Annotated in this window: 20 protein-coding genes; 9 read left to right on the forward strand and 11 right to left on the reverse strand. The window is 68.9% G+C overall.

Translation table 11 applies throughout. From position 1 onward, the window contains the following. Nucleotides 1-153: 153 nt before the first annotated feature. The gene (locus ASC59_RS15745; RefSeq protein WP_055824847.1) at nt 154-1641 is read left to right on the forward strand and encodes an MFS transporter; all 1488 of its coding nucleotides are present in this window, start codon (nt 154-156) and stop codon (nt 1639-1641) included. 96 nt (nt 1642-1737) lie between these two features. Here ASC59_RS15745 and ASC59_RS15750 read toward each other — a convergent pair whose 3' ends face one another. The 3 genes from ASC59_RS15750 to ligD form a co-directional block, all read right to left on the reverse strand. Then, the gene (locus ASC59_RS15750; protein ID WP_055824849.1) at nt 1738-2469 is read right to left on the reverse strand and encodes a M23 family metallopeptidase; all 732 of its coding nucleotides are present in this window, start codon (nt 2467-2469) and stop codon (nt 1738-1740) included. Between the two features lie 64 nt (nt 2470-2533). Then, nucleotides 2534-3847, reverse strand: coding sequence for an endonuclease/exonuclease/phosphatase family protein (locus ASC59_RS15755; protein ID WP_082513737.1), 1314 nt, complete (start codon nt 3845-3847; stop codon nt 2534-2536). Between the two features lie 123 nt (nt 3848-3970). Next, complete coding sequence (gene ligD, locus ASC59_RS15760) at nt 3971-5209, reverse strand: non-homologous end-joining DNA ligase (RefSeq protein ID WP_055825793.1); 1239 nt, start codon at nt 5207-5209, stop codon at nt 3971-3973. 71 nt (nt 5210-5280) lie between these two features. On the opposite strand from ligD, the gene ASC59_RS15765 reads away from it, so the two are divergent. Next, complete coding sequence (locus ASC59_RS15765; protein ID WP_055824851.1) at nt 5281-6318, forward strand: NADPH:quinone reductase; 1038 nt, start codon at nt 5281-5283, stop codon at nt 6316-6318. Between the two features lie 283 nt (nt 6319-6601). Continuing rightward, on the forward strand, nt 6602-7402 hold the full coding sequence (locus tag ASC59_RS15770; RefSeq protein ID WP_442915111.1) for a formylglycine-generating enzyme family protein: 801 nt from the start codon (nt 6602-6604) through the stop codon (nt 7400-7402). 66 nt (nt 7403-7468) lie between these two features. Here ASC59_RS15770 and ASC59_RS15775 read toward each other — a convergent pair whose 3' ends face one another. From ASC59_RS15775 to ASC59_RS15785, 3 genes are all read right to left on the reverse strand, one after another. After that, nucleotides 7469-9673 carry a cell wall-binding repeat-containing protein gene (locus tag ASC59_RS15775; protein WP_055824853.1) on the reverse strand — a complete coding sequence of 735 codons (2205 nt, stop codon included), beginning with the start codon at nt 9671-9673 and terminating at the stop codon, nt 7469-7471. A 95-nt stretch (nt 9674-9768) separates the two neighbouring features. Then, entirely contained in the window at nt 9769-10575 is an 807-nt protein-coding gene (locus tag ASC59_RS15780) for an SDR family oxidoreductase (protein ID WP_055824856.1), read from the reverse strand. A 6-nt stretch (nt 10576-10581) separates the two neighbouring features. Further along, entirely contained in the window at nt 10582-11367 is a 786-nt protein-coding gene (locus ASC59_RS15785; RefSeq protein ID WP_055824858.1) for an SDR family oxidoreductase, read from the reverse strand. A 167-nt stretch (nt 11368-11534) separates the two neighbouring features. Between ASC59_RS15785 and ASC59_RS15790 the strand changes: the two genes are divergently transcribed. After that, on the forward strand, nt 11535-11888 hold the full coding sequence (locus tag ASC59_RS15790) for a nuclear transport factor 2 family protein (RefSeq protein WP_055824860.1): 354 nt from the start codon (nt 11535-11537) through the stop codon (nt 11886-11888). 45 nt (nt 11889-11933) lie between these two features. Here ASC59_RS15790 and ASC59_RS15795 read toward each other — a convergent pair whose 3' ends face one another. After that, a complete protein-coding gene (locus tag ASC59_RS15795; RefSeq protein ID WP_055824862.1) occupies nt 11934-12401 on the reverse strand; it encodes a VOC family protein in 468 nt (155 codons plus the stop codon). A 170-nt stretch (nt 12402-12571) separates the two neighbouring features. Here ASC59_RS15795 and ASC59_RS15800 point away from each other — a divergent pair, with 170 nt between their 5' ends. Genes ASC59_RS15800 through ASC59_RS15815 form a run of 4 tightly spaced genes read left to right on the forward strand, consistent with a single transcriptional unit; the run spans nt 12572 to nt 14887 of the window. Further along, nucleotides 12572-12928 carry a PadR family transcriptional regulator gene (locus ASC59_RS15800; protein ID WP_055824863.1) on the forward strand — a complete coding sequence of 119 codons (357 nt, stop codon included), beginning with the start codon at nt 12572-12574 and terminating at the stop codon, nt 12926-12928. Nucleotides 12929-12930: 2 nt separating this feature from the next. Then, the gene (locus tag ASC59_RS15805; RefSeq protein WP_055824865.1) at nt 12931-13299 is read left to right on the forward strand and encodes a DUF1048 domain-containing protein; all 369 of its coding nucleotides are present in this window, start codon (nt 12931-12933) and stop codon (nt 13297-13299) included. Then, nucleotides 13296-14126, forward strand: a complete 831-nt coding sequence (locus tag ASC59_RS15810) for an ABC transporter ATP-binding protein (protein WP_055824867.1) — start codon at nt 13296-13298, stop codon at nt 14124-14126. The genes ASC59_RS15805 and ASC59_RS15810 overlap by 4 nt, the downstream gene beginning before the upstream one ends. Beyond that, a complete protein-coding gene (locus ASC59_RS15815; protein ID WP_055824869.1) occupies nt 14123-14887 on the forward strand; it encodes an ABC transporter permease in 765 nt (254 codons plus the stop codon). The genes ASC59_RS15810 and ASC59_RS15815 overlap by 4 nt, the downstream gene beginning before the upstream one ends. Before the next feature lie 27 nt (nt 14888-14914). On the opposite strand, the gene ASC59_RS15820 is transcribed toward ASC59_RS15815, so the two are convergent. The 4 genes from ASC59_RS15820 to ASC59_RS15835 form a co-directional block, all read right to left on the reverse strand. Beyond that, the gene (locus tag ASC59_RS15820) at nt 14915-15469 is read right to left on the reverse strand and encodes an HPP family protein (RefSeq protein WP_235492756.1); all 555 of its coding nucleotides are present in this window, start codon (nt 15467-15469) and stop codon (nt 14915-14917) included. Nucleotides 15470-15514: 45 nt separating this feature from the next. Then, complete coding sequence (locus tag ASC59_RS15825; protein ID WP_055824871.1) at nt 15515-15976, reverse strand: hypothetical protein; 462 nt, start codon at nt 15974-15976, stop codon at nt 15515-15517. After that, nucleotides 15973-18345 carry a molybdopterin oxidoreductase family protein gene (locus ASC59_RS15830; RefSeq protein WP_055824874.1) on the reverse strand — a complete coding sequence of 791 codons (2373 nt, stop codon included), beginning with the start codon at nt 18343-18345 and terminating at the stop codon, nt 15973-15975. The genes ASC59_RS15825 and ASC59_RS15830 overlap by 4 nt, the downstream gene beginning before the upstream one ends. A gap of 100 nt (nt 18346-18445) precedes the next feature. Next, nucleotides 18446-18820, reverse strand: a complete 375-nt coding sequence (locus ASC59_RS15835) for a hypothetical protein (protein WP_055824876.1) — start codon at nt 18818-18820, stop codon at nt 18446-18448. 156 nt (nt 18821-18976) lie between these two features. On the opposite strand from ASC59_RS15835, the gene ASC59_RS15840 reads away from it, so the two are divergent. Then, nucleotides 18977-21547, forward strand: coding sequence for an ATP-dependent Clp protease ATP-binding subunit (locus tag ASC59_RS15840; protein WP_055824878.1), 2571 nt, complete (start codon nt 18977-18979; stop codon nt 21545-21547). Nucleotides 21548-21550: the final 3 nt, after the last annotated feature.

The following is a 21550-nucleotide window of genomic DNA, read 5'->3' on the forward strand; positions in this document are numbered from 1 at the left end:
GCGCCGGCCGACCGCCGGGGTGCGGCGGGCGCCTGATAAACTGAACGTTCGACCGACATTCTTCGTCGGTGTGGTCGCGTCACCGATTCAGGGGCGTGATCCGGGCTGGAAACCCCGTGATCACGCAGTGCAATCGGAAAGCAGGCCACGCCTATGTCTTCGTCCAGTTCGTCTTCGTCAACCTCTCGCCGCTGGTGGGTGCTCGTCACCCTCGCGCTCACGCAGCTCATCGTGGTGCTCGACGGCACCATTGTGAACATGGCGCTTCCGCAGGCGCAGCAGGAGCTCGGCTTGACCGACTCCGAGCGCCAGTGGGTCGTCACCGGCTACGCCCTCGCCTTCGGCGCCCTGCTGCTGCTCGGTGGCCGCATCGCCGACTACTGGGGACGCAAGCGCGCCTACCTCGTGGGCATGGTCGGATTCGGAATCGCCTCGGTCATCGGAGGGATCGCCCAGAACGGCACCGAGCTCATCCTCGCCCGCGGACTGCAGGGAGTGTTCGCCGCACTCATGGCCCCGGCAGCGCTCGCGCTGCTCACCATGACCTTCCCGAGCGGACGCGACCGCAACCGGGCCTTCGCGGTGTTCGGCGCCGTCGCGGGAGCGGGCGCCGGTGTCGGCATGCTGCTCGGCGGTCTGCTCACGGAGGCGGCCGACTGGCGGTGGTGCCTGCTCGTGAACGTTCCGGTGGTCGTCATCGCCTTCATCGCCGGAGCCATCCTGGTGACCGAGAGCCGTGCCGAGGGAGAGAACCGCTACGACATCCCCGGTGTCATCACGGTGACGCTCGGGCTCGGCTCGCTCGTCTACGGGTTCACCCTCGCCGAGGAGAGCTGGACATCGGTCGGCACCGTCGGCTTCATCGCCGCCGGAGTCGTGCTGCTCGCGGCCTTCGTCTGGATCGAGTCGCGCGTCGGTCAGCCCCTGCTTCCGCTGCGCATCGTGCTCGACAGGGTGCGCGGCGGCGCCTTCCTGCTGCAGGCGATCGCAGGCAGCGTGATGATCGGCGCGATGGTGTTCCTCACCTTCCACCTGCAGATCGTGCTCGGGCTCTCGCCTCTCGTGGCTGGGTTCGCCACCCTCCCGTTGCCCGTGGTCATCTCGCTGTGCGCCCCGCTCGCCACCAAGGTGCTCTCGACCTGGGGACCGCGTCCGCTGATGATCGGCGGAACGCTGGTGGCAGCGGCCGGGCTCGGCTACCTCAGCCTCATCACTGTCGACGGCAGCTACGTCGTGCAGGTGCTGCCCGCCCTCGTGCTGCTCGGAATCGGCATGGCGATGCTGTTCATCCCGATGCAGAACCTCGCGCTCGCCGGAGTCGCTCCGCACGATGCCGGGGCCGCGAGCGCCACGGCCAACGCCGCCATGCAGATCGGCGGGTCGATCGGCCTGTCGATCTTCGCGACGGCGTACGCCTCCGCCATCCGTGACGCCTCGGTGCCCGGCTCGATGGACGCGCTGGTCGACGGCTACTCGGCCGCCTTCCTGAGCGCCGCCATCGCCATGCTCGTCGGCACTGTCATCGCGATCGCGCTCATTCGCCGGCCGAAGCTGCAGGCGGCGACGGATGCGGCTTCGGATGCGTCGTCGGTCGACGATGAGGCTCCCACGGGGTCGGTGCCGGTCACGTCAGGTCGCTGAGCCCGGGCGAAGGCCGCGGTCGAAGCGCTTCGAGCGGTCCGCCGCTGACGCGCGCTTCGGGCGGTCGCTTCGCTCGGCCCTCAGCGAGCGGTCTTTTCAGCGAGTGGGAATCGAACGGATGCGGTCCCGACTGCTCGGGATCGCATCCGTCACCCGTTCCCACGACCCGCCGCGCTGCACCTCGTAGGCGCTGAAGGCGCACGGGATGCCGTGCGCCTCGAGCAGGTCGGCGGAGTCCATCAGCTGGAAGTGCAGGTGCGGCGACGTGGAGTTGCCCGTGTGGCCGACGCGGCCGAGCACGTCACCCGCGTGCACGCGCTGACCGGGGCTGACGCTCACGCTGCCGGGCTGCAGGTGGGCGAACCCGGCGAAGATCGAGGCGGGGGCGTCCGGCCGGTCTGCAGAGCAGGTGCTCGGATCGAGCCTCAGTGTCACGTGGTTTCCCATGATGGCGCCCAGCCTCCCCGGGGTGAACGTCAGCCCGTTCCAGGTCATGCGCGTGAGCTCGCGCACGGGGTGGATCCACTCGCGCTCGGGCGTGCCGTCGCTCGCGCCCACGACGACACCGTCACAGGGAGCGTGAACTGATGCGCCCCACGCGTAGCAGTCGCGCGCCCGCACGCCGAGGAGGTTGCCGCGCAGTCCGCCCGCTGGGCTGAAATGGCCGCCCGGCCGCTCGTCGACCTTGAGGAAGTCGTAGGCGTACGTCTGCCCGAGCACGTCGACGCCGTGACTCGGCACGCGGGTGGCCGGTGTGGTCACCGCGAGCCATCCCTCGCCGCGAAGCGGAAGGCCGACGACGACGGGATGGTCGGGGGAGTAGCGCATGATCGGATCGGGCTCGGGGACTGAGGCTTCAGGCGTGCGTTCCGGCTCCGGCTGGCGGCATCCGTCAGCCCAGAAGGCCCACGAGACGCGGGACCCGCAGGTCGACCCAGACCAAGCGGTGGTCGCTGCTCGGGAAGGGGAAGACTCCGGTGAGCGCAGACAGCGGGTCGGACTGCGTCGGCCAGAAGACACCGGCGTCGCGCACCTGCAGCAGTCCGCGCGACGGCAGCACGTAGTCGGCGCGGAGGTTGCCCGGGGCCGTGTCGGCGAAGTCGGCGGTGTCGTACTTCGGGTCGCCCAGATGGGTGGCGTTCGCGCCCCCCTGCAGCGCTGCAGCCTCGGGCGCACCAGCGGAGGTCGGCTTCGGATCGGTGATGCGCCAGTTGTCGAGCAGTTGCTGGATGGCGCTGTCGACCGAGTCGCCGTCGAGCGGGTCTGCGTTCTGGTCGCCCAGGATGACGAAGGGCGACAGCGGTGACAGGCCGCCGCGCTTTCCGGCGTCGTCGGTGATGTAGCGGCTCTTCAGCGGCGAGATGTAGTCGGCCCAGAACCGGATCTCATCGTGGTTGCGGCGGCCGTTCCGGTCTTCCGGCCCGTCGAAGGTGGGCGGGGTCGGGTGAGCGGCGAGCACGTGCACCGTCGCCCTGCCGACCTTCACGGGCACGTCCCAGTGCGACTTGCTCGAGAGCCGCACCACCTTCAGTTCCTCCGGAGAGTACCAGTCGTTCGCCTCCGGGGTGGCCGGGTCGTCGGGGAGCAGGGCGCCGGGCATGTCCTTCCAGAGGAACTTCTGGAAGGTGCGCACCTTGTCGGTGACGATCGGGAACTTCGACAGGATGGCCATGCCGTACTGCCCCTCGAACACCCCGAAGCCGAAGGCGTCGTCTCCGCCGCCGACGGTGCCGTCGTTGTTGAGGTCGTAGCCGCTGGGTATGCCGGTGTTCGACGGAGCCGTGTACGCGTACGGGTAGTCGACCGGGTTCGCACCGTTCTGGCCGACGGCCAGGTAATTGCTGCGGAAGGCGTCGGTGGCCCGGCCATCCGGAACGTAGTCGAATTCGTTCAGGAGCACGATGTCGGGGTTCGCGCGCTGGATGATCTCGGCCACCGTACGCGCCTGCTCGTTGGTGCCCGTGGCGAGGTCGGCCTCGAGCTGGCCGGGTGCGGCGCGGTTGAGCGAGAGGTTGAAGGTGGCGATGCGCAGGTTCGTCGCCGTGGGGAGGCCGGATGCGGCCGCGGCCGCCGCGCTCTGGGTCGAGGTCGAGGTCGAGGTCGATGGCACGGCGGCACTGGCCGCGCCGACTCCGACGGTCGCTGTGAGCAGGCCGCCGACGAGGGTGGCGGCGATGGCGATCGGGATCGAACGGGTGACGGGCATGCTGACTCCTTCGTGGGCGATGCGACAGGAGTGACGCGTGCGGTTCACCCCCGTCCCCCAAACTAGGGGTCTCCGGTGACGAGCGGAAGAACCCGAGGTGACAGGTCGCTCGGCCGGTCGCGCTCAGCCGCGCCCCGCCCACGGGTCGTAGTCGACCTCGAGTGGAGCCTGCTCGGGGCGCAGATCCTCCGGAACATGCTGGAGGTTCACCCTGATGCGGTACCAGAGCGAACTCGATCCGCGCATGCCGTCGACGAGTTCATCGGCCGGCTCGAGGTGCGGGACGACATCCGGATGCCGTGCCTTCCACGTCTCGAGACCCGCGAGGGCTTCGTCCTTGGTCTTCGCTCGCGCGATCTCGATGAGCGGCATCGACGGCTGTCGGCGACCGGAGGATTCCGCGCCGTCGCCCTTGGCGGTCGCCGGAGCCTTCTCGGCCGGGCCGAGTTGCTCGGCCAGTGCGAGCAGCGCGTCGAGGCTGCCGGCAGCTCCGTCGATGCCGGCAGCGACGTCTCCGCGTTCGGCGAACCGGGTGAGCATGGTGGCGACGGTGAACTCATCGGGTCGTCGATCGCGCACCTCCTCCCACGTGAGGGGAGTCGACACCCGAGCGTCGGGCAGGGCGCGGATCGAGTAGGCGGAAGCGACAGTGCGGTCCTTCGCGTTCTGATTGAAGTCGACGAAGACGCTCGCTCCCCGTTCCTCCTTCCACCAGTGTGCCGACGCGAGCCCCGGAGCCCGGTTCTCGACCTCGCGGGCCAGCGTCTCCGCGGCCAGGCGCACCTCGCGATAGCTCCATTTCGGCTCGATCCGCACGTTGATGTGCAGGCCTCGCGACCCGCTCGTCTTCGGCCAGCCGACGAGCCCGCAGTCCTCCAGCACGTCGCGGGCGACGAAGGCGACGTCGACGATCTGCGTCCAGTCGACGCCGGGCATCGGGTCGAGGTCGACGCGCAGTTCGTCGGGGTGATCGAGGTCCCATGCGCGCACCGGATGGGGGTTGAGGTCGATGCACCCCAGGTTGATCACCCAGGCCAGAGAGGCGGCATCCGTCACCACGACCTCCTCGGCCGACGTTCCGGACGCGTAGTGGAGTGTCGTGGTCTCGATCCACGGCGGGCGGGACTCGGGGGCTCGCTTCTGGAAGAAGGCCTCCTTATCGATTCCCTTGACGAAGCGCTTGAGCACCATGGGGCGGTCGGCTGCTCCGCGCAGGGCGCCGTCGGCCACGTCCAGGTAGTACTGGACGAGGTCGAGCTTGGTGAGCCCCGGTTCTGGAAAGACGATCTTGTCGGGGTGACTGATGCGCACCTCACGCCCGTCGATCTCGAGCGTGGTCGCGTCGTCCTTGGCCGCGTTCATGCTGGCGATGCTACGCGCGGGTCGGCCGTCGCGCGAGGAATCGATGCGGGCTGGGGTCGGTTGCATTCGACATGAGAGCAATCGTCTACACCCAGACCGGCGACTCGTCGGTGCTCGAATCGACCGAACGTGAGATTGCGGAACCGGGTCCCGGCGAGATCCGGGTGCGGGTCATGGTCTCGGGCGTGAATCCCACGGATTGGAAGACGCGTCGCGGGTCGAATGCAGCGCCATCCGGGGTCGAGAGCGTTCCCAACCAGGATGGCGCCGGCATCGTGGACGCGGTCGGTCCCGGCGTCGACGGATTCGCCGTCGGCGACCGCGTCTGGCTCGGAATCTCGGCATGGCAGCGGCCAGCATCCGGAACCGCCCAGGAGTACACGATCACCCTGGCTTCGCGGGCATTCCCGCTGCCGGATGCGGTGAGCTTCGAGGAGGGCGCTGCGTTCGGCGTACCCGCCGTGACCGCGCATCGCGCACTGACCGTCGCCGAGGACGGACCCGCGCAGCTCGCGCCGGGCGCCCTCGCCGGACGTGTGGTGCTCGTCGCTGGTGGAGCGGGCGCCGTCGGACATGCGGCCGTCCAGCTCGCTCGGTGGGCCGGCGCCACCGTGATCACCACAGTGAGCGGATCCGACAAGGCGGCGCTGGCCACTGCAGCCGGAGCGCACCACGTCGTCAGCTATCGGGATCCGGATGCCGAGGAGCAGATCCGCGGGCTCGCTCCCGACGGCGTCGACATCGTGGTGGAGGTCGCGGCCGGCGCCAATGCGGCGCTCGACCAGGCTGTGACGCATTCGCGCTCCACCATCGCGAGCTACGGCAACGATGGTGGTGTGCCGCTCACCATCGAGTTCGGGCGAGCGATCTCGCTCAACCTGCGCTACCAGTTCGTGCTGATCTACACGATGGGCGCCGAGGCATGGGTCGCGGCGGGTTCCGCCATCACCGCGGCTGCCGCCGACAGCGCGTTGGGCATCGGCGATGAGACGGGGCTGCCCGTGCACCGGTATGCCCTCGAGCAGACCGCGGAGGCGCACGACGCCGTCGAGGGTGGCGTCGTCGGCAAGGTGCTGATCGCGGTGGGCGACGAGCGCCGCCCCCGCTGATCGAGTAGCGACCGAGCGCAGCCGCCTCCCCCCCCGCTGATCGAGTAGCGACCGAGCGCAGCGAGGACGCGTATCGAGATCATCGTCGAGGCTCGCCGCTACTCAGGTCGGCGCGGCAGCTGAAACATGGTCTCGATACGGCTGCTCGCTGCGCTCGCGGCCTACTCGACCAGCGGTGGGGCGGGAGCGTTGCGGTCGGGACCTGCCTAGTCGACCGGCGGTGGTGGGGGCGAGAGCTTCCCGCCTGACCGACCGGCGGCTGTAGCGTTGGGGCGTGTCCGAGATCCAGCCTGCGCGGCCCGATCGTGCCGCGCCCGACCTGGCTGTTCTGCCGGTATTGATCACTGTGCCGGCCGGCACGATCGAACTGCGCGACGCGCGCTCGGAGACAGCGCGCAGCGTCGAGCTGCAATCCTTCGAGATCGGCCGGACTGCTGTGACCGCGGCGGAGTGGGCGGCGGTGGCCAGACCGGTTCCCCGCGTCGACGACCCGGTGCCACAGCATCCGGTCACCTGGTTCGAGGCGGTGAACTGGTGCAACGGGGCGTCGGATGCCGCGGGCCTGCGACGCGCCTACGTCGTCGACGGCGGCCGGGTTAGCTGGGACGGGAGCGCCGACGGCTTCAGGCTGCCGACGGAAGCGGAGTGGGAGTTCGCTGCTCGAGCGGGCTCCACGGGGCCACGGTACGGCTCGCTCGATGAGATCGCGTGGTCGAGCCTCGATGACATTGCCGGCCCGCAGCCTGTGGCAGGCAAGGCGCCGAATGCGTTCGGACTCTTCGACACCATCGGCAACGTGTGGGAGTGGTGCTGGGACTATGCCGATACTGCCCGATACGGCGATTATCGTTCCCTGCGCGGCGGCGGGTGGGCCGATCGGGAGTGGAGTCTGAGGGCATCCGTGCGCCGCGGGAGTGCTCCGGATGCCGTGCTCGAAGACGTCGGCTTCCGTGTTGCGCGCGGGGTCGTCGGATCGCCCGGCGGCAGCGAGGCACAGGGCTGGTCGGACCGAGCCGATCGCAAGCGCGCCGACGTGCGCGGGCCGCGCCCGGTCGGGTGGACACCGCTGCGATTCGAGGGCTGACGGCCGGTGCGTTTCGGCCGCGGACTGCGTCCGGGCCTCACTGAACGGGCGAGAGGGCGGGTGCTCCTACGGCTCGATCCAGTCGGGATCGCCACCGGTCCCGGCACGAGGTCCCGACGCGGGCGGCGGCGCCAGACCCGGCTCGGGGACGACCTCACCGGTGTCGCCAGGCTCACCCACCTCACCCGTCGCGCCCGGGTCAGCAGGGTCAGTCGGTTCACCCGTCTCGCCAGCCTCACCCAGATCGCCGGAGCCGTTCTGCGGCTCGACCCGCCTGACGGAGGCATCCGTCGGCGTCCAGTCGGTGCGGAGGCGATCCGCCCAGGTCGTGAACGCGGCGTCGCCGGTGAGTCTCGCGAGGGTGTCGAGTTGCCACGAGTGGATCACGTGGTAGGTCTGGTTCTGCCAGAGCGGGCTGTGACAGTAGGTGACCTGCACGCAGTAGTACGACACCCCGCCCTTCACGCGGACGAGCGGCATCATCCGCTCGAGCACGGTGGTTCCTCCTCCGGTGAAGTAGCGCGCGGTCTCGGGGTTGCCGGTGTAGCGCCAGTAGTCGTACAGGCCGAACATCGCGAAGATCTGCCCGTTGAGCACGAGCAGTGGCGGCTGATCTCCGGCGTACTCCTCGAAGTAGAGGTGGTTGTCGATGACGAGTGACGACGACGGCGCCGAGCCCGACTTCGCCTGGGCGAAGCTCGTCCAGGTGCGGTCGGCCGCGGTGCTCCAGCGCTTGTCGCCCGTCTGCTGGGCGAGCCGCACGAACAGGGACAGGGCCTGACCCTGCGCCATGCCCGAGTACCACGGCGCCGAGATGGTGCGCTCGTAGTAGGTCCACGGGAAGGAGTAGGGGTACCACCAGCCGCCGTCGCGCACCGTGTGCATGTCGATGAGCCGCTGGCCGTGTCGCACGGCGCGGTCGAGCCAGACCTTCTTGCCCGTGCGCTTGTATTCCATGAGCGCCGAGATCCCGTACTGCGCGTAGGCGACCGGGTGATCCGCCCGCGCGCCGGTGTCGCGGCGCAGGTAGATGCGCAATCCTGTCGAGTCGAGCTTGATCGAGGGGTCGGCGACGTTCACCGGCGGACGATCCGAGTACGGAACGGCAGCCTTGGCGTTCAGAGTCCAGGGCGAGAGGGCCCAGCTGGTGAGCGGCTGGTCGGTGACGGGATAGACGCAACGGACGTTCGACGCGGCCGTGTTCGACACCACGGCCGTGCCGCCCAGCACCACGGCACTCGTGGCGCCGACGGAGTCGATGGCATCGCCGACTGCTGGATGCACGCAGTCGCGCGGAGAGACGTTCAGGGGCGCTGCGAGCCGGCCCGCCAGGGCGGCCGCGGCGAGGGCGTCGGGGAAGTCGAGCCCTGTGGCGAGGAACGTGGTCGAGGAGGATCCGGCCGGGAAGTACGCCTGGTTGACCAGCGCTGCGGTGTCGTAGCGGGTCGTACCGCCGTAGCGCTTCACCGCATATCCCGCCTTCTGCAGCTGCCGACGGATGCCGTCGCTCACCGCACCTGTTCCGCCGGCGATGGCGACCGAGGTGACACCCAGCTTCGCCAGAGCGGCCATCGTCGCCGGGGGAACCGTGGACACCGCGCCGTCGACGAGCACGACGGGCGCGCGCATGGCGCCGGCGGCTCCCGAGGCGGCGAGAGCGTCGGGGAAGGTGCGGCCCGTCGCGATGATCGCGTGCTCGGAGCGTGTGAAGGCCGCCTTGAGGATCGCGAGACCGGTGGCGTACCTGTCGGCACCGGCGAGACGCTTCGTGGGGGCCAGCCGGCCGAGTGCCGTGGCCACGGTCGCCGACACGGCGCCGGTTCCTCCGACGACCCGGATGGCGGCGGGCCGCAGTCGCTTCAGCTCGGCCATCACCGCGCTCGGCAGGCTGGTGGGGGCCGTCAGGAGGAGCGGTCCGCCCGCCAGTGCTGCTGCCGATGCCGCCGACAGGGCGTCGGGGAAGTCGGCTCCGGAGGCCACGTAGACCACGGGCACCCCGGGCGCGTACCGCTTCGACACCGCGACAGCGGTCTCGTAACGCGAGGCGCCGCTCAGCCGGGTGATGCCGGCCGGGAACGGTGCGGGCGGCGCGGATGCAGCGGACGCAGGTGCGGCGGATGCCGACGAACCCGAGGTGGCCGGCCACGCGGTCGGCGTCGCGGATGCAGCCGACGAGGCCGGCATCGCGGCGGCCGGGCCGACGACGGCGAGCTGCGCGACCAGTGTGAGGGCGAACGCGACGACGACGGTGCTGGCAGCGCGTGAACGCATATGAGAAGTTCCCCCGGGCGGTACTGGATCGGTCAGAGGCGCTGGCGTCCTCGCGCTGCGACACTAACATCCCGAGTCGCCCGGGGGCGTGCCGGTCAGGCCGAGGCGACAGTCGAGGGCGCCGACGACACCCCCGCTGACGACACCGCCGCCGGCGTCCCCGCCAACCAGTCGACGAACCGCGTCGTGGCCAGGGTCGCTCCCGGCCCCGGCAGCAGCTCATCCTCCTCGAGCCTCGTGCCGAAGTACTGCGCCAGCGGATCGGCCACGACCTCGCGCGAGTCCTGTCTGATGGCCAGCCCCCGCCGCACGATCTCCGCGAGCCGGAATCGCTCGGGGCCGGCGAACTCGGTCGTCCCGTTCACCGGCCCGCCGAGGGCGACGGCGGCCGTCGCGGCAGCGACGTCATCCGCCGCCATCGGCTGGATGAGGGCGTCGGACACACGAACCGCGCCGCGCACGAAGGCGGCATCCGCGATGCTCTGGATGAACTCGAAGAACTGCGTCGCGTGAACGAGGGAGAACGGCCGACCGGATGCCCGCACCAGTCGCTCCTGCGCTGCCTTCGCGGCGAAGTAGCCGCCCTCGGTGCGTGCGAGCCTGTCGGTGCCGACGACGGACAGCACGACGTGGTGAGCGACCCCTGCCGCCGCCCCGTAGGTGAGCAGATTCAGCGTCGATCCGTAGAAGAATTCGTTCGCCTCGCGTTCGTCGAGGTAACCGGAGTTCGACACGTCCACCACTGTCTCGACTCCCGTGAGCGCCTCCGCGAGACCCTCGCCGGTGTAGGAGTTGACGCCCGTGGCCCGGGATGCCGCGATGACGTCGTGACCGCCGGCGCGAAGCAGCGAGACGAGTCGGGTTCCGATGAGGCCGGTGCCGCCGATGACCGCGATGCGCATGATCGGCTACCGCGCCGCAGCAGGCTGGGCAGTGCCGCCTGAGGCCTGCGACTGGGCGTCGAGCCACTGGCCGAACGAGGTCGTCGCCAGTCGTGCGTCCGGCCCGGCGCTCAGCTCGTCTCCCGAGAGCGTCGTGCCGAAGTACTGGGCCTCGGGATCCGAGACGACGTCCCTGGAGTCGCCGGCGGCCGCGAGCACGGTGCGGACGAGCTCGTCCTGGCCGAGGCGCTCGGGGCCGGCGATCTCGATCGTGCCGTTCAGCGGTTCGTTCGCGGCGACCCTCGCCACGTCGATCGCGACATCCGCTGCAGCGATCGGCTGCATGATCCCCGTCGACACCCGTGCGACGCCGTCGACCGTCGCCGCGTCGGCGATGCGTCCCATGAACTCGTAGAACTGGGTCGCGCGCACGATGGAGAAGGGCAGGCCCGACTCCTCGATGAGCTTCTCCTGGGCCACCTTGGCCCGCAAATATCCGCTGTCGGGAAGGCGCTCTGCTCCGACGATGGACAGGGCGACGTGATGGGTGACTCCGGCCTCTCGTTCGGCGGCGATCAGGTTGCCCGTCGAGGTCGTGAAGAACTCGAGCACATCGGCATCCGCGAACGAGGGCGAGTTCGACACGTCGACGACGACGTTCGCGCCGACGAGCACCTCGGCGAGGCCCTCACCGGTGATGGTGTTCACTCCGGAGTTCGGCGACGCGGGAATCGCGTCGTGACCGTGCTCGGCGAGGTGCTGCACGACCTGGGATCCGACGAGGCCGGTGCCTCCGATGACGACGATCTTCATGAGCGGGTTCCTTCCGTCATGGCTAGCGGTGATTCCGCTGCCTTCACCAAGCTCAGACCGGGTGGCGATGTCTTCTGTGACGGATGCCGCCAGATCAGTCGCGCACCGGGCCGACCGGGACTACCGTGATGCGCACGGCCGCACGTGCGCAAAGGAAGGACGGGACCATGGACGCCACCCCGGAGGAGATCGCTCGAGCCTTCTCCAGCCACCGCTTCGAGGATGCCCTCCCGTACCTCGCCGACGACGTCGTCTGGAGCCTGGTCGGTGCAGACCCCGTGCTCGGACGCGACGCCGTGGAGAAGCTCTGCCGGGGCACCGCCGCCGACCTCGCCGAAGCCACCACGGAGTTCCAGCGGTTCCGCACAGTGGTGGGGGAGGACAGCGTCGTGGTCGACAGCCTGGCCCGCTACACGGAGGCCGGGGGAGAGGTCTCCGTCGTCGCATCGTGCGACATCTATGATTTCGTCGACGGCAGAGTGACCGAGATCATCTCGTACACGGTCGACGTCGGGGAGTGAGCCGACGGGATCGGCCCACCAGCCGACAACGTCTGCGGGCGTCCCTCAGGCGTTCTCGAGCTCGGAGATCACGATCTTCTTCTGACTCATCATCACCTGGACCTGCGCCGGCGTCCGTGTGAGGTCACTCATGTTCGCCGGCACGATCTGCCAGCTGACGCCGAACTGGTCCTTGCACCAACCGCACTGCTCCGACGCCGGCACGTGAGAGAGCTTGGCCCAGTAGTGGTCGATCTCGGCCTGATCGGCGCAGCTCACCACGAACGAGATCGACTCGGAGAACGTGAACATGGGCCCGCCGTCGAGGCAGACGAAGTCCATGCCGTTCAGCGTGAACTGACCGTTCAGCACCTTGCCCTTCATGCCGGCGAAGTGAGAGTCGATCGACTCGTCGGGGTACTCCTCGATCGCGCGGATGCGGGAGTTCGGGAACACCTCCACGTAGTACTCCATCGCCTCCCGGGCCCTGTCGTCGAACCACAGGCACGGAGTGATGGGTGAGAGCTCGGCCATGGTGAACCTCCCTGTTCGCTGGCATGCGGTCACAACGCTACGCGCAGGCCAGCACCGTCGCATCCGGAATCCCACTTGCGCGAAGCGGTATTCGGTGTCACTATGTACTGGTACTCAACATCACTGAGTACTAGTACTCACCATCGCCGAGTAGTTCAAGGGAGGGCACAGTGGGCAAGCAGCAGATGACCGAGATGCTCAAGGGCACGCTTGAGGGCATCGTGCTCGCGATCGTGGCCTCCGAGCCCGCATACGGCTACGAGATCACCGCGAAGCTGCGGGACGAGGGCTTCTCCGACATCGTCGAGGGCACCGTCTATGCACTGCTCCTCAGGATCGAGCAGCGCGGACTCGTCGACGTGACGAAGGTCCCGTCGGAGAAGGGTCCGCCACGCAAGGTGTACTCGCTGAACGCACAGGGACGCGAGTACCTCGACGAGTTCTGGAAGAGCTGGAGCTTCCTCGCAGAACGCATCGCGCAGCTCCACCAGCACCACACCGACAACCAGCAGCACGAAGGAGAATGACCATGGCCGCGAAGTGGATCGAGACCCTCACGGGCTCGCTCGAGCAGAAGAAGCAGTACAAGCAGGACAAGGCCCGCATCGACGGCCTGGCCGAACCGTACGGAACCGCCGCGAAGGCGATGCACCGCTACCTCATGTACTACGGCGGCATCACCGACGGCGACACCCTCATCACGATGTTCCACGATCTCGCCGATCTGTGGGAGCGAGCCGCCATCGACGGAACGCCCGTGCGCGACATCGTCGGTGATGACCCGGCGGAGTTCGCCGAGACGTTCGCCCAGGCGTACACCGGCGAGAAGTGGATCGACAAGGAGCGCGCACGCCTCAACAAGGCGATCGACGACGCAGAGGGGAAGGATCGCAGATGACCACCGCCCAGGCCGTCGCGCCCGCGATCAGGGTGCACGGCATCGAGAAGTCCTTCAAGGACCTGCAGGTGCTGCGCGGCGTCGACTTCGATGTCGCAGCCGGCAGCATCTTCGCCCTGCTCGGGTCGAACGGCGCAGGCAAGACCACGCTCGTGCGCATCCTGTCGACCCTGCTGAAGGCCGACGCGGGTGCCGCATCCGTTCACGGCTTCGATGTCGTCGCCTCAGCGGGCGACGTGCGCGAGTCGATCAGCCTGACCGGCCAGTTCGCCGCCGTCGACGAGGTGCTCACCGGACGCGAGAACCTCGTGCTGGTGGCGAAGCTCCGACACCTGAGGAACCCGGGCGCAATCGCCGACGAGTTGCTCACCCGATTCGCGCTGACGGATGCCGGCAGCCGACGGGCCGGCACCTACTCGGGCGGAATGCGGCGCAGGCTCGACATCGCGATGAGCCTGATCGGCAACCCGCCGATCATCTTCCTCGACGAGCCGACCACGGGGCTCGACCCCCAGGCGCGCAAGGAGGTGTGGCAGACCGTCAAGACCCTGGCCGGCCAGGGCACCACGGTGCTGCTCACGACGCAGTACCTCGACGAGGCCGAGTACCTCGCGGACCGCATCGCGATCCTCCACGAGGGCACCATCATCCAGAACGGCACCCTCGACGAGCTCAAGCGCCTCCTCCCGGCGGCGACGGTCGAATACGTCGAGAAGCAGCCGTCCCTCGAGGACGTCTTCCTCGCCCTGACCGGTCATGCCGGCAGCACGGATGCCGGGACCACGGATGCCGCAGCGGCAGCACAGACAGAAGGAGAGAAGCGATGACCACCCACGTCATCGGCGACACCGGTGTGCTCACCGGGAGGTCGCTGCGCCACATCCTCCGCAGCCCAGACACGATCATCACCACGGCCGTCACCCCGATCGCCCTGATGCTGCTGTTCGTGTACGTGCTCGGTGGAGCGATCGACACCGGATCCGACGAGTCGTACATCGACTACATGCTCCCGGGCATCCTGCTAATCACCATCGCGTCGGGAATCGCGTACACCTCGTACAGGCTCTTCCTCGACCTGCAGGGCGGCATCTTCGAGCGCTTCCAGTCCATGCCGATCGCCCGGTCGAGCGTGCTCTGGGCGCATGTGCTCACCTCGGTGGTCGCGAACCTCGTGTCGATCGCCATCGTGATCGGCGTCGGGCTGATCCTCGGGTTCCGCACCGGAGCCGATCTCGGCGCCTGGCTCGCCGTCGCCGGCATCCTGGTGTTGTTCACCCTGGCCCTCACGTGGCTCGCCGTGGTCGCCGGGCTCTCGGCGAAGACCGTCGACGGCGCGAGCGCGTTCAGCTATCCGTTGATCTTCCTGCCCTTCATCAGCTCGGCATTCGTGCCGACCGAGTCGATGCCCGGTCCGGTGGCCTGGTTCGCCGAGAACCAGCCCGTGACGTCGATCGTCGACACCACGCGTGCCCTGTTCGCCGGGCAGCCCGTCGGCAGCGACATCTGGGTCGCCCTGGCCTGGCTCGTCGGCATCCTGGTGATCGCCTACCTCTGGGCGAACGCCATCTACAGGCGGAAGTTCAGCTGACGCTCACGGCGTCGCCCGCTCGGCACCTCACCGTCCGTTCCCGGCCGGTCGGGTGCCGAGCAGCATGTTCACGCCCCAGCTCGCGATGATCGTGAATGCGAGCGCTCCGGCCATCGAGAGGATTCCGGTCGGATCGGCGATCACGCCGAGGCTGATGATCATGGTGGTGGCACCGGCGGGCGGATGCGGCAGGCGGAGCGCCGACAGGACGAACGCCGTGATGCCCACCGAGAGGGCTGCCGCGGCGAGGTAGGCGGGCGTGAGCCCCTGGTCGGGCGCCGACGGCTGGCCGTTGAGGCCGAAGACGAGGAGACAGAGCACGCCGGCGCCGATGCCCACGGCATGACCGACGGCGGCGTTCAGCGGCCGGGAAGACGGACTTCCCGCCGAACCGAAGATCAGCATCACCGTCGGCCCCAGGCTCGGGAACAGCCACGGCGATCGCAGGGCGAGACCGATCGCCCCGCAGGCCGCCAGCACCGCGATGCTCAGCACCCCCACGTAGGCTGCGGTGCCGCTCGGCCCGGCGGCATCCGTCATCCGATCCAAGACCGACCGCCGGCGCACGTCACTCGAGCTCATGATTCCTCCTGTCGATCCGTCTGGTGTCTTCTGTGAGCCGTGGCTTCACGAAGCCGCGATGAGCGCCTGCGGTGCCGCCTGCTTCATGCGGGTGCGCAGCCACGCCAGCTGGGTCTCGGTCTGCTTCTCGCCCGCCCTGACGACCTCGAGGCTCTCGCGGTCGCGGAGCGCCTGAACCGCCTGGTCGAGCATGATCCAGGTCACGTCGAGCAGGCTCGCGAGCAGGTAGAGGTCCTGCAGGTCGCGCAGCAGCCCGAGTGGGCCGCTCCGAACCTCGTCGAGGGAGTCGGCATGGAGGCGCTCGGGCTCGTCATCGGGGGTGGACTCGCCGTAGCGGTCGATCATCGGCTGCAGGGCGGCCACCTGGCCGTCGCACTGGCCCGCGAGCGTGAGGCACAGGAAGTGAACGTCGGGTTCATCCCCATGCCCGTCGGCGACCTGCCGATACGCCGCGGCAAGCGTGCGCTCGCTCTCGACGAGCAGCCCGATGTACACGGGAAGCATCATGAGCTCTCCTCCAGCCGCTCGACCCGCACCGCGGCCGTCTTGAAGACGGGCTGCTTCGAGACCGGGTCCCATTCCGTGATGGTCAGTTCGTTCGCCGCCGTCGGATGCCGCGTCTCGGCGCCCTCCGGGGCGTCCCAGTAGCCGTAGTGGAAGGGGGCGAAGACGGTGCCGGAGCGGATGCCGGTGATGCGCAGTTCGGCCACGATGCTGCCCCGTCGCGAGCTCACCCGCACCATCTCGCCATCGACCAGTCCGGCCGCTCGTGCATCCGCCTCCGCCAGCTCCACCCAGACCTCCGGGGCCCGGGCGTCGAGTTCCGGACTGTGCGCCGTCTTCGTGCGGGTGTGGAAGTGGAACGTCGAGCGACCGGTGGTGAACCGGAACGGGTATTCGGAGTCCGGCGGCTCGTGCGGTCCGGTGTATTCGGCGGTCTTGAGGATGGCCCGGCCGTTCGGCGCAGAGGCCCGGAACTGCTCCGCCGTCCTGCTCGCTCCGGTCAGGAGGTCGTGGCCATAGCTCTCGCAGTAGTCGGGTCGGGACGGGAAGTCGGCATCGGCGTATAGGCGATCGACGCTCGCGACCTGGCCTTCGGTCCGCGGCCAGCGGATGCCGCTCCGAGCACGCAGGTCGTCGTAGCTGATGCCGGTGTAGTCGCACGGCCTGCCCCGGGAGCAGTCCTGCCACGCCCGATAGGCGTCCTCGGGGTCTGTCCAGTCGAGGAGCGGGCGTCCGTCGTCGCGCCGGAAGCCCATCCTGGCGGCGTAGTCGAGGAAGATGTCGAAGTCGGATCGCGCATCACCGGGCGGATCGACGGCCTTCTCCGACAGGTGCACGGTGCGCGTGGCGTTGGTGAAGGTGCCCGTCTTCTCGCCCCATCCGGCAGCGGGCAGCACAACGTCGGCCAGGCGCGCCGTCTCCGTCAGGTACAGGTCCTGGACGACGACGAAGAGCTCCGCTCGAGCGAGGATCTCCCTGATGCGCCTGAGCTCGGGCAGCGAGACGGCCGGATTGGTCGCCGAGATCCAGAGGAACCGGATGGAGCCCTGCTCGGCGTAGCGGAACAGCTGCATGGCGTGGGTCGGCGGAGCCCAGTGCGGGATGACCAGGTCATCGACGCCCCACAGCTTCGCCAGCTCGGCCACATGGTCCGGGTTGTCCCAGTTGCGGAAGCCAGGGAGGTCGCCGTCCGCCCCGCATTCGCGGTTGTTCTGCGCGGTCGGCTGACCGTTCATCTGGAGGATGCCGCAGCCTTCCCGCCCGATCATGCCGCGCAGCAGATGCAGGTTGTTGACCTGGCATGCGGATGCCGTGGCCTGGGCGGCCTGGTAGAAGCCCTGCAACACCGTGGAGAGGACGCGCGTGCTCGTTCCGAAGATCTCGGCTGCGCGGCGGATGTCGTCCGCGCTCACACCGCAGGTCTCTGCGGCACGTTCCGGAGTCCACTCCGCGACGACGGAGCGCACCTCATCGAGCCCGATCGTGTGCTCGGCGATGAAGGCGTCGTCGACCCAGCCGTGCGTCAGCAGCTCGTTCACGAGGGCGTGCATGAGCGCCAGATTGGTGCCGGGAAGCACGGGCAGGTGAACGTCGGCGCGGCGAGCGACCGGCGTCATCCGCGGGTCGACCACCACGAGCTTCGGTGGGTGCTCGCCGTCGAGTCGATCGAGCACGCGGGCCCAGAGCACCGTCTGCGTCGCCGCCATGTTGTGCCCGAACAGGAACAGGGCGTCGCAGTCGTCGATGTCCTCGTAGCAGCCCGGCTGGCCGTCGGCGCCGAAGGTCTCCTTCAGGGCCGTCGCCGCTGTCGCAGTGCAGAGCCTGGTGTTGCCGTCCATGTGCGGGGTTCCGATGCCGGCCTTGCCGATGACGGCGAGTGCGTAGTACTCCTCGAGGAAGAGCTGGCCGCTGGTGTAGAAGCCGTGCGAGAGCGGGCCCGCGCTCTCCAGCAGCGAACTGCTGCGCTCGACGATGGCCTGCATCGCCTCGTCCCAGCTCGCGGGTTGCAGCTCGCCGTTCCTGCGGATCAGCGGCTGGGTCAGCCGATCCGGATTGTCCATGCCCTGCCAGCTGGCGAGGAGACCTTTCGGTCCGAGCCTGCCCCTGTTGATCGAGTCATCGGCTCGGCCCCGGATGCCGACCATGCGGCCGTCCTTGACGGCGATGTCGCAGCCGCATCCGTTGCTGCACAGCACGCAGGCCGACTGCACCCAGCGGTCGACATCCGCTTCCTCGATCCCCTCGGCGAACTGGGTGTCGACGCGCACGGGCCAGCTCGTCAGGATGTCGTGCGGCGTGCGCCGACCCCAGACGTCCGTCGTGCGGTCGGTCTCTGCTGCACATCGGGCGTGGGCGCGTTCATCGATCCTCATGGCGCGAAGCTACGCTCGCCTCCACACGGCGAGAAGGGGCTTGCATTCGCGGGCTCGTTTCCCTGAGATGGGCGCCCGGTCGCGTGCGAACCCTGTTGCGTCAGCCCAGGGCGACGAGGAGGCTGAGGACAGCGAGCACCGCCACGACCGGTGTCATGGTGAAGCGCTCCGGCCTGCTGCGCGAGATCGCGTTCATCGGGATTCCCAGCACGAAGTAGCCGAACGCCACCCACATGCCGATGGTCGACACCACGTCGGGAACGACATCGACGACGGAGGCGCGATCCAGCGCCAGGATGCCGATCACCGCGTAGATGACGATGGCCACAGCGCTGCCGATGCGCAGCTTCGCGGGGAGTACTCGGTGCTGTCCGCCCCAGGCGAAGCGACCGATGGGCGCACCGAGGATCAAGGCGAGCTGGAACACGGCGAGCGCACCGAGGATGACGCAGAGGGCGATGGCGGCAGCGGGCATGGGGCGATCCTATGGGCGGGCGGGAGATGCCTCGCGCAGGTCCCCGTCCGCGTCGATTCCCGCGTCGCCGAGCAATCTCGAATGATGCGGGAATACCCACGCCCCCTCCGCGTTGAAGTTGAGTGCAAGGCACTCAAGTTTCATCCAGGAGGTCCCGTGCCCGACGATTTCACACCCCAGAACGGCGATTCCGGCAACTCGTTCGACGAGTTCCTGGCCCGCTACCTCGATGGCGAGCGCGCCCGCGCGAACACGCCTCGATCGATCGACCTGAGCCGGTTCCTGACCGCGCGCACGCAGGAGATCCTGCAGCAGGCAGGTCGGTTCGCGCTCGAGCGCGGCCAGAACGAGCTCGACGCACTCCACATCCTGCGCATCATCATCGCGGAGGATGCCGCCAAGGACGCCGTCAGGCGGCTCGGAGTCGACCCATCCGCCATCGCCACGGCCGCCGAGAAGCGGCTGCCGCAGGCGTCGGGTGAGGCATCCGTCAACGCGGCGACCATCACGAACTCGGCCCAGCGCGCCCTGTTCCACGCCTACCAGGTGGCTCGCGCCTCAGGGTCCACCTACATCGAGCCGGAGCACCTGTTCTTCGCGCTCGTGCTCAACCAGGACACGCCCGCCGGCCAGGTGCTGGCGAACGCCGGCGTCACCGCCGATGCCCTCACCCAGGGCATGCGCGAGACCGTCGGAGACGAGACCGGCTTCGACGGCACGGATGCCGAGGGTGGCGCGGCCGCGGAGTCCGACACCCCGATGCTCGACAAGTTCGGCACCGACCTCACCGCCCTCGCCGAGGGTGGGGAGCTCGACCCCGTGATCGGGCGCTCAGACGAGATCGAGCAGACCATCGAGATCCTCAGCCGTCGTACCAAGAACAACCCCGTGCTGGTCGGCGAGGCCGGCGTCGGCAAGACCGCGATCGTCGAGGGTCTCGCCAGCGCGATCGTCGAGGGCAGTGTTCCCGAGCAGCTGCGCGACAAGCGCGTCATCTCCCTCGACCTGCCCGCGATGCTGGCAGGAACCCGCTACCGCGGTGACTTCGAGGAGCGCCTCACCAAGACCATGGACGAGATCGCGGCCCACAAGACCGAGATCATCGTGTTCATCGACGAGGTGCACAGCGTGGTCGGAGCCGGTGGAGCGGGCGAAGGCATGGACGCAGGCAACATCCTGAAGCCCCGCCTCGCGCGTGGAGAGCTGCACCTCATCGGTGCGACCACGCTGAAGGAGTACCGCACCATCGAGAAGGACCCGGCCCTCGAGCGCCGCTTCCAGCCGGTGCGGGTTGGCGAGCCGTCCATCGAGGATGCCGTGCTCATCATGCACGGGCTCAAGCCGGCCTACGAGGAGCACCATGCTGTGAGCTACACGGATGCCGCCCTGCGCGCATCGGTCGAGCTCTCGGCGCGCTACCTCACCGACCGGGTGCTGCCCGACAAGGCGATCGACCTCATCGACCAGGCCGGAGCGCGTCTGCGCCTGCGCCTCGGGGCGAAGGTCGACGTGTCCGCCCTCCAGGCCCGGCTCGCCGAGCTCGAGGCGTCGAAGAACTCGGCCGTGAGCGCTGAGCACTACGAGGAGGCGTCGCGGATCCGCGACGAGATCTCGGCAGTGCAGGTCAAGCTCGACGAGGTCGCCTCTGCTGCCGACTCCGTACGGGCGTCTGCGAGCGCCGTCATCGACGAGGCCGAGATCGCGGCGGTCATCTCACGGGCGACCGGCATCCCGGTCAACCGCCTCACCGAGGGCGAGCGCGACCGTCTGGCCGTGCTCGAGACCGAGCTGCACTCGCGCGTCATCGGACAGAACGACGCCGTCACGGCCGTCGCGAAGGCCGTGCGCCGCAACCGTACGGGCATGGGCGACGCCAACCGTCCCGTGGGCAGCTTCCTGTTCCTCGGACCGACCGGCGTGGGCAAGACCGAGCTGGCCAAGTCGCTCGCGACCTCGTTGTTCGCCGACGAGAGTGCCGTCATCCGCTTCGACATGAGCGAGTTCGGCGAGCGTCACACGGTGTCGCGTCTCGTCGGTGCCCCTCCCGGATACGTCGGCTACGACGAGGCGGGACAGCTCACGGAGCGCGTGCGGCGCAACCCGTACTCGATCGTGCTGTTCGACGAGATCGAGAAGGCGCACCCCGATGTGTTCAACCTGCTGCTGCAGGTGCTCGACGACGGTCATCTGACCGACGGCCAGGGCAGGCGCATCGACTTCCGGAACACCGTGGTCATCATGACCTCGAACATCGGCAGCGAGTTCCTCGCGTCGCGTTCCGGTGCCCTCGGCTTCGTGGCGGGTACGGATGCGTCGGGCTTCAGCTCCGAGCAGGACCTGAAGAACCGCGTGATGGGCAAGCTACGCGAGGCGATGCGGCCCGAGTTCCTCAACCGCATCGACGAGATCGTGCTGTTCCGCAAGCTGGACCAGCCGCAGCTGCGCGAGATCGTGTCGCTCCTGCTGGGTGCGACCTCCGCCCGCCTGGCCGCCCGCGAGGTGAGCATCGAGGTGACGGATGCCGCCATCGACTGGCTCGCCGAGCACGGCTACGAGCCCGAGTACGGAGCGCGGCCGCTGCGCCGCCTCATCCAGCGCGAGGTCGACGACCGCATCGCCGACCTGTTCGTGGACGGGTCAGTGGGTGACGGTGGCGCCGTGCACGTCGACGCCCGCGACGGGGCCGTCGTCGTGACGGCATCCGCAGGCCTGGCGCAGGCGGCCTAGCCG

The sequence above is a fragment of the Leifsonia sp. Root1293 genome (genome assembly GCF_001425325.1).
Classification (GTDB): Bacteria; Actinomycetota; Actinomycetes; order Actinomycetales; family Microbacteriaceae; genus Orlajensenia.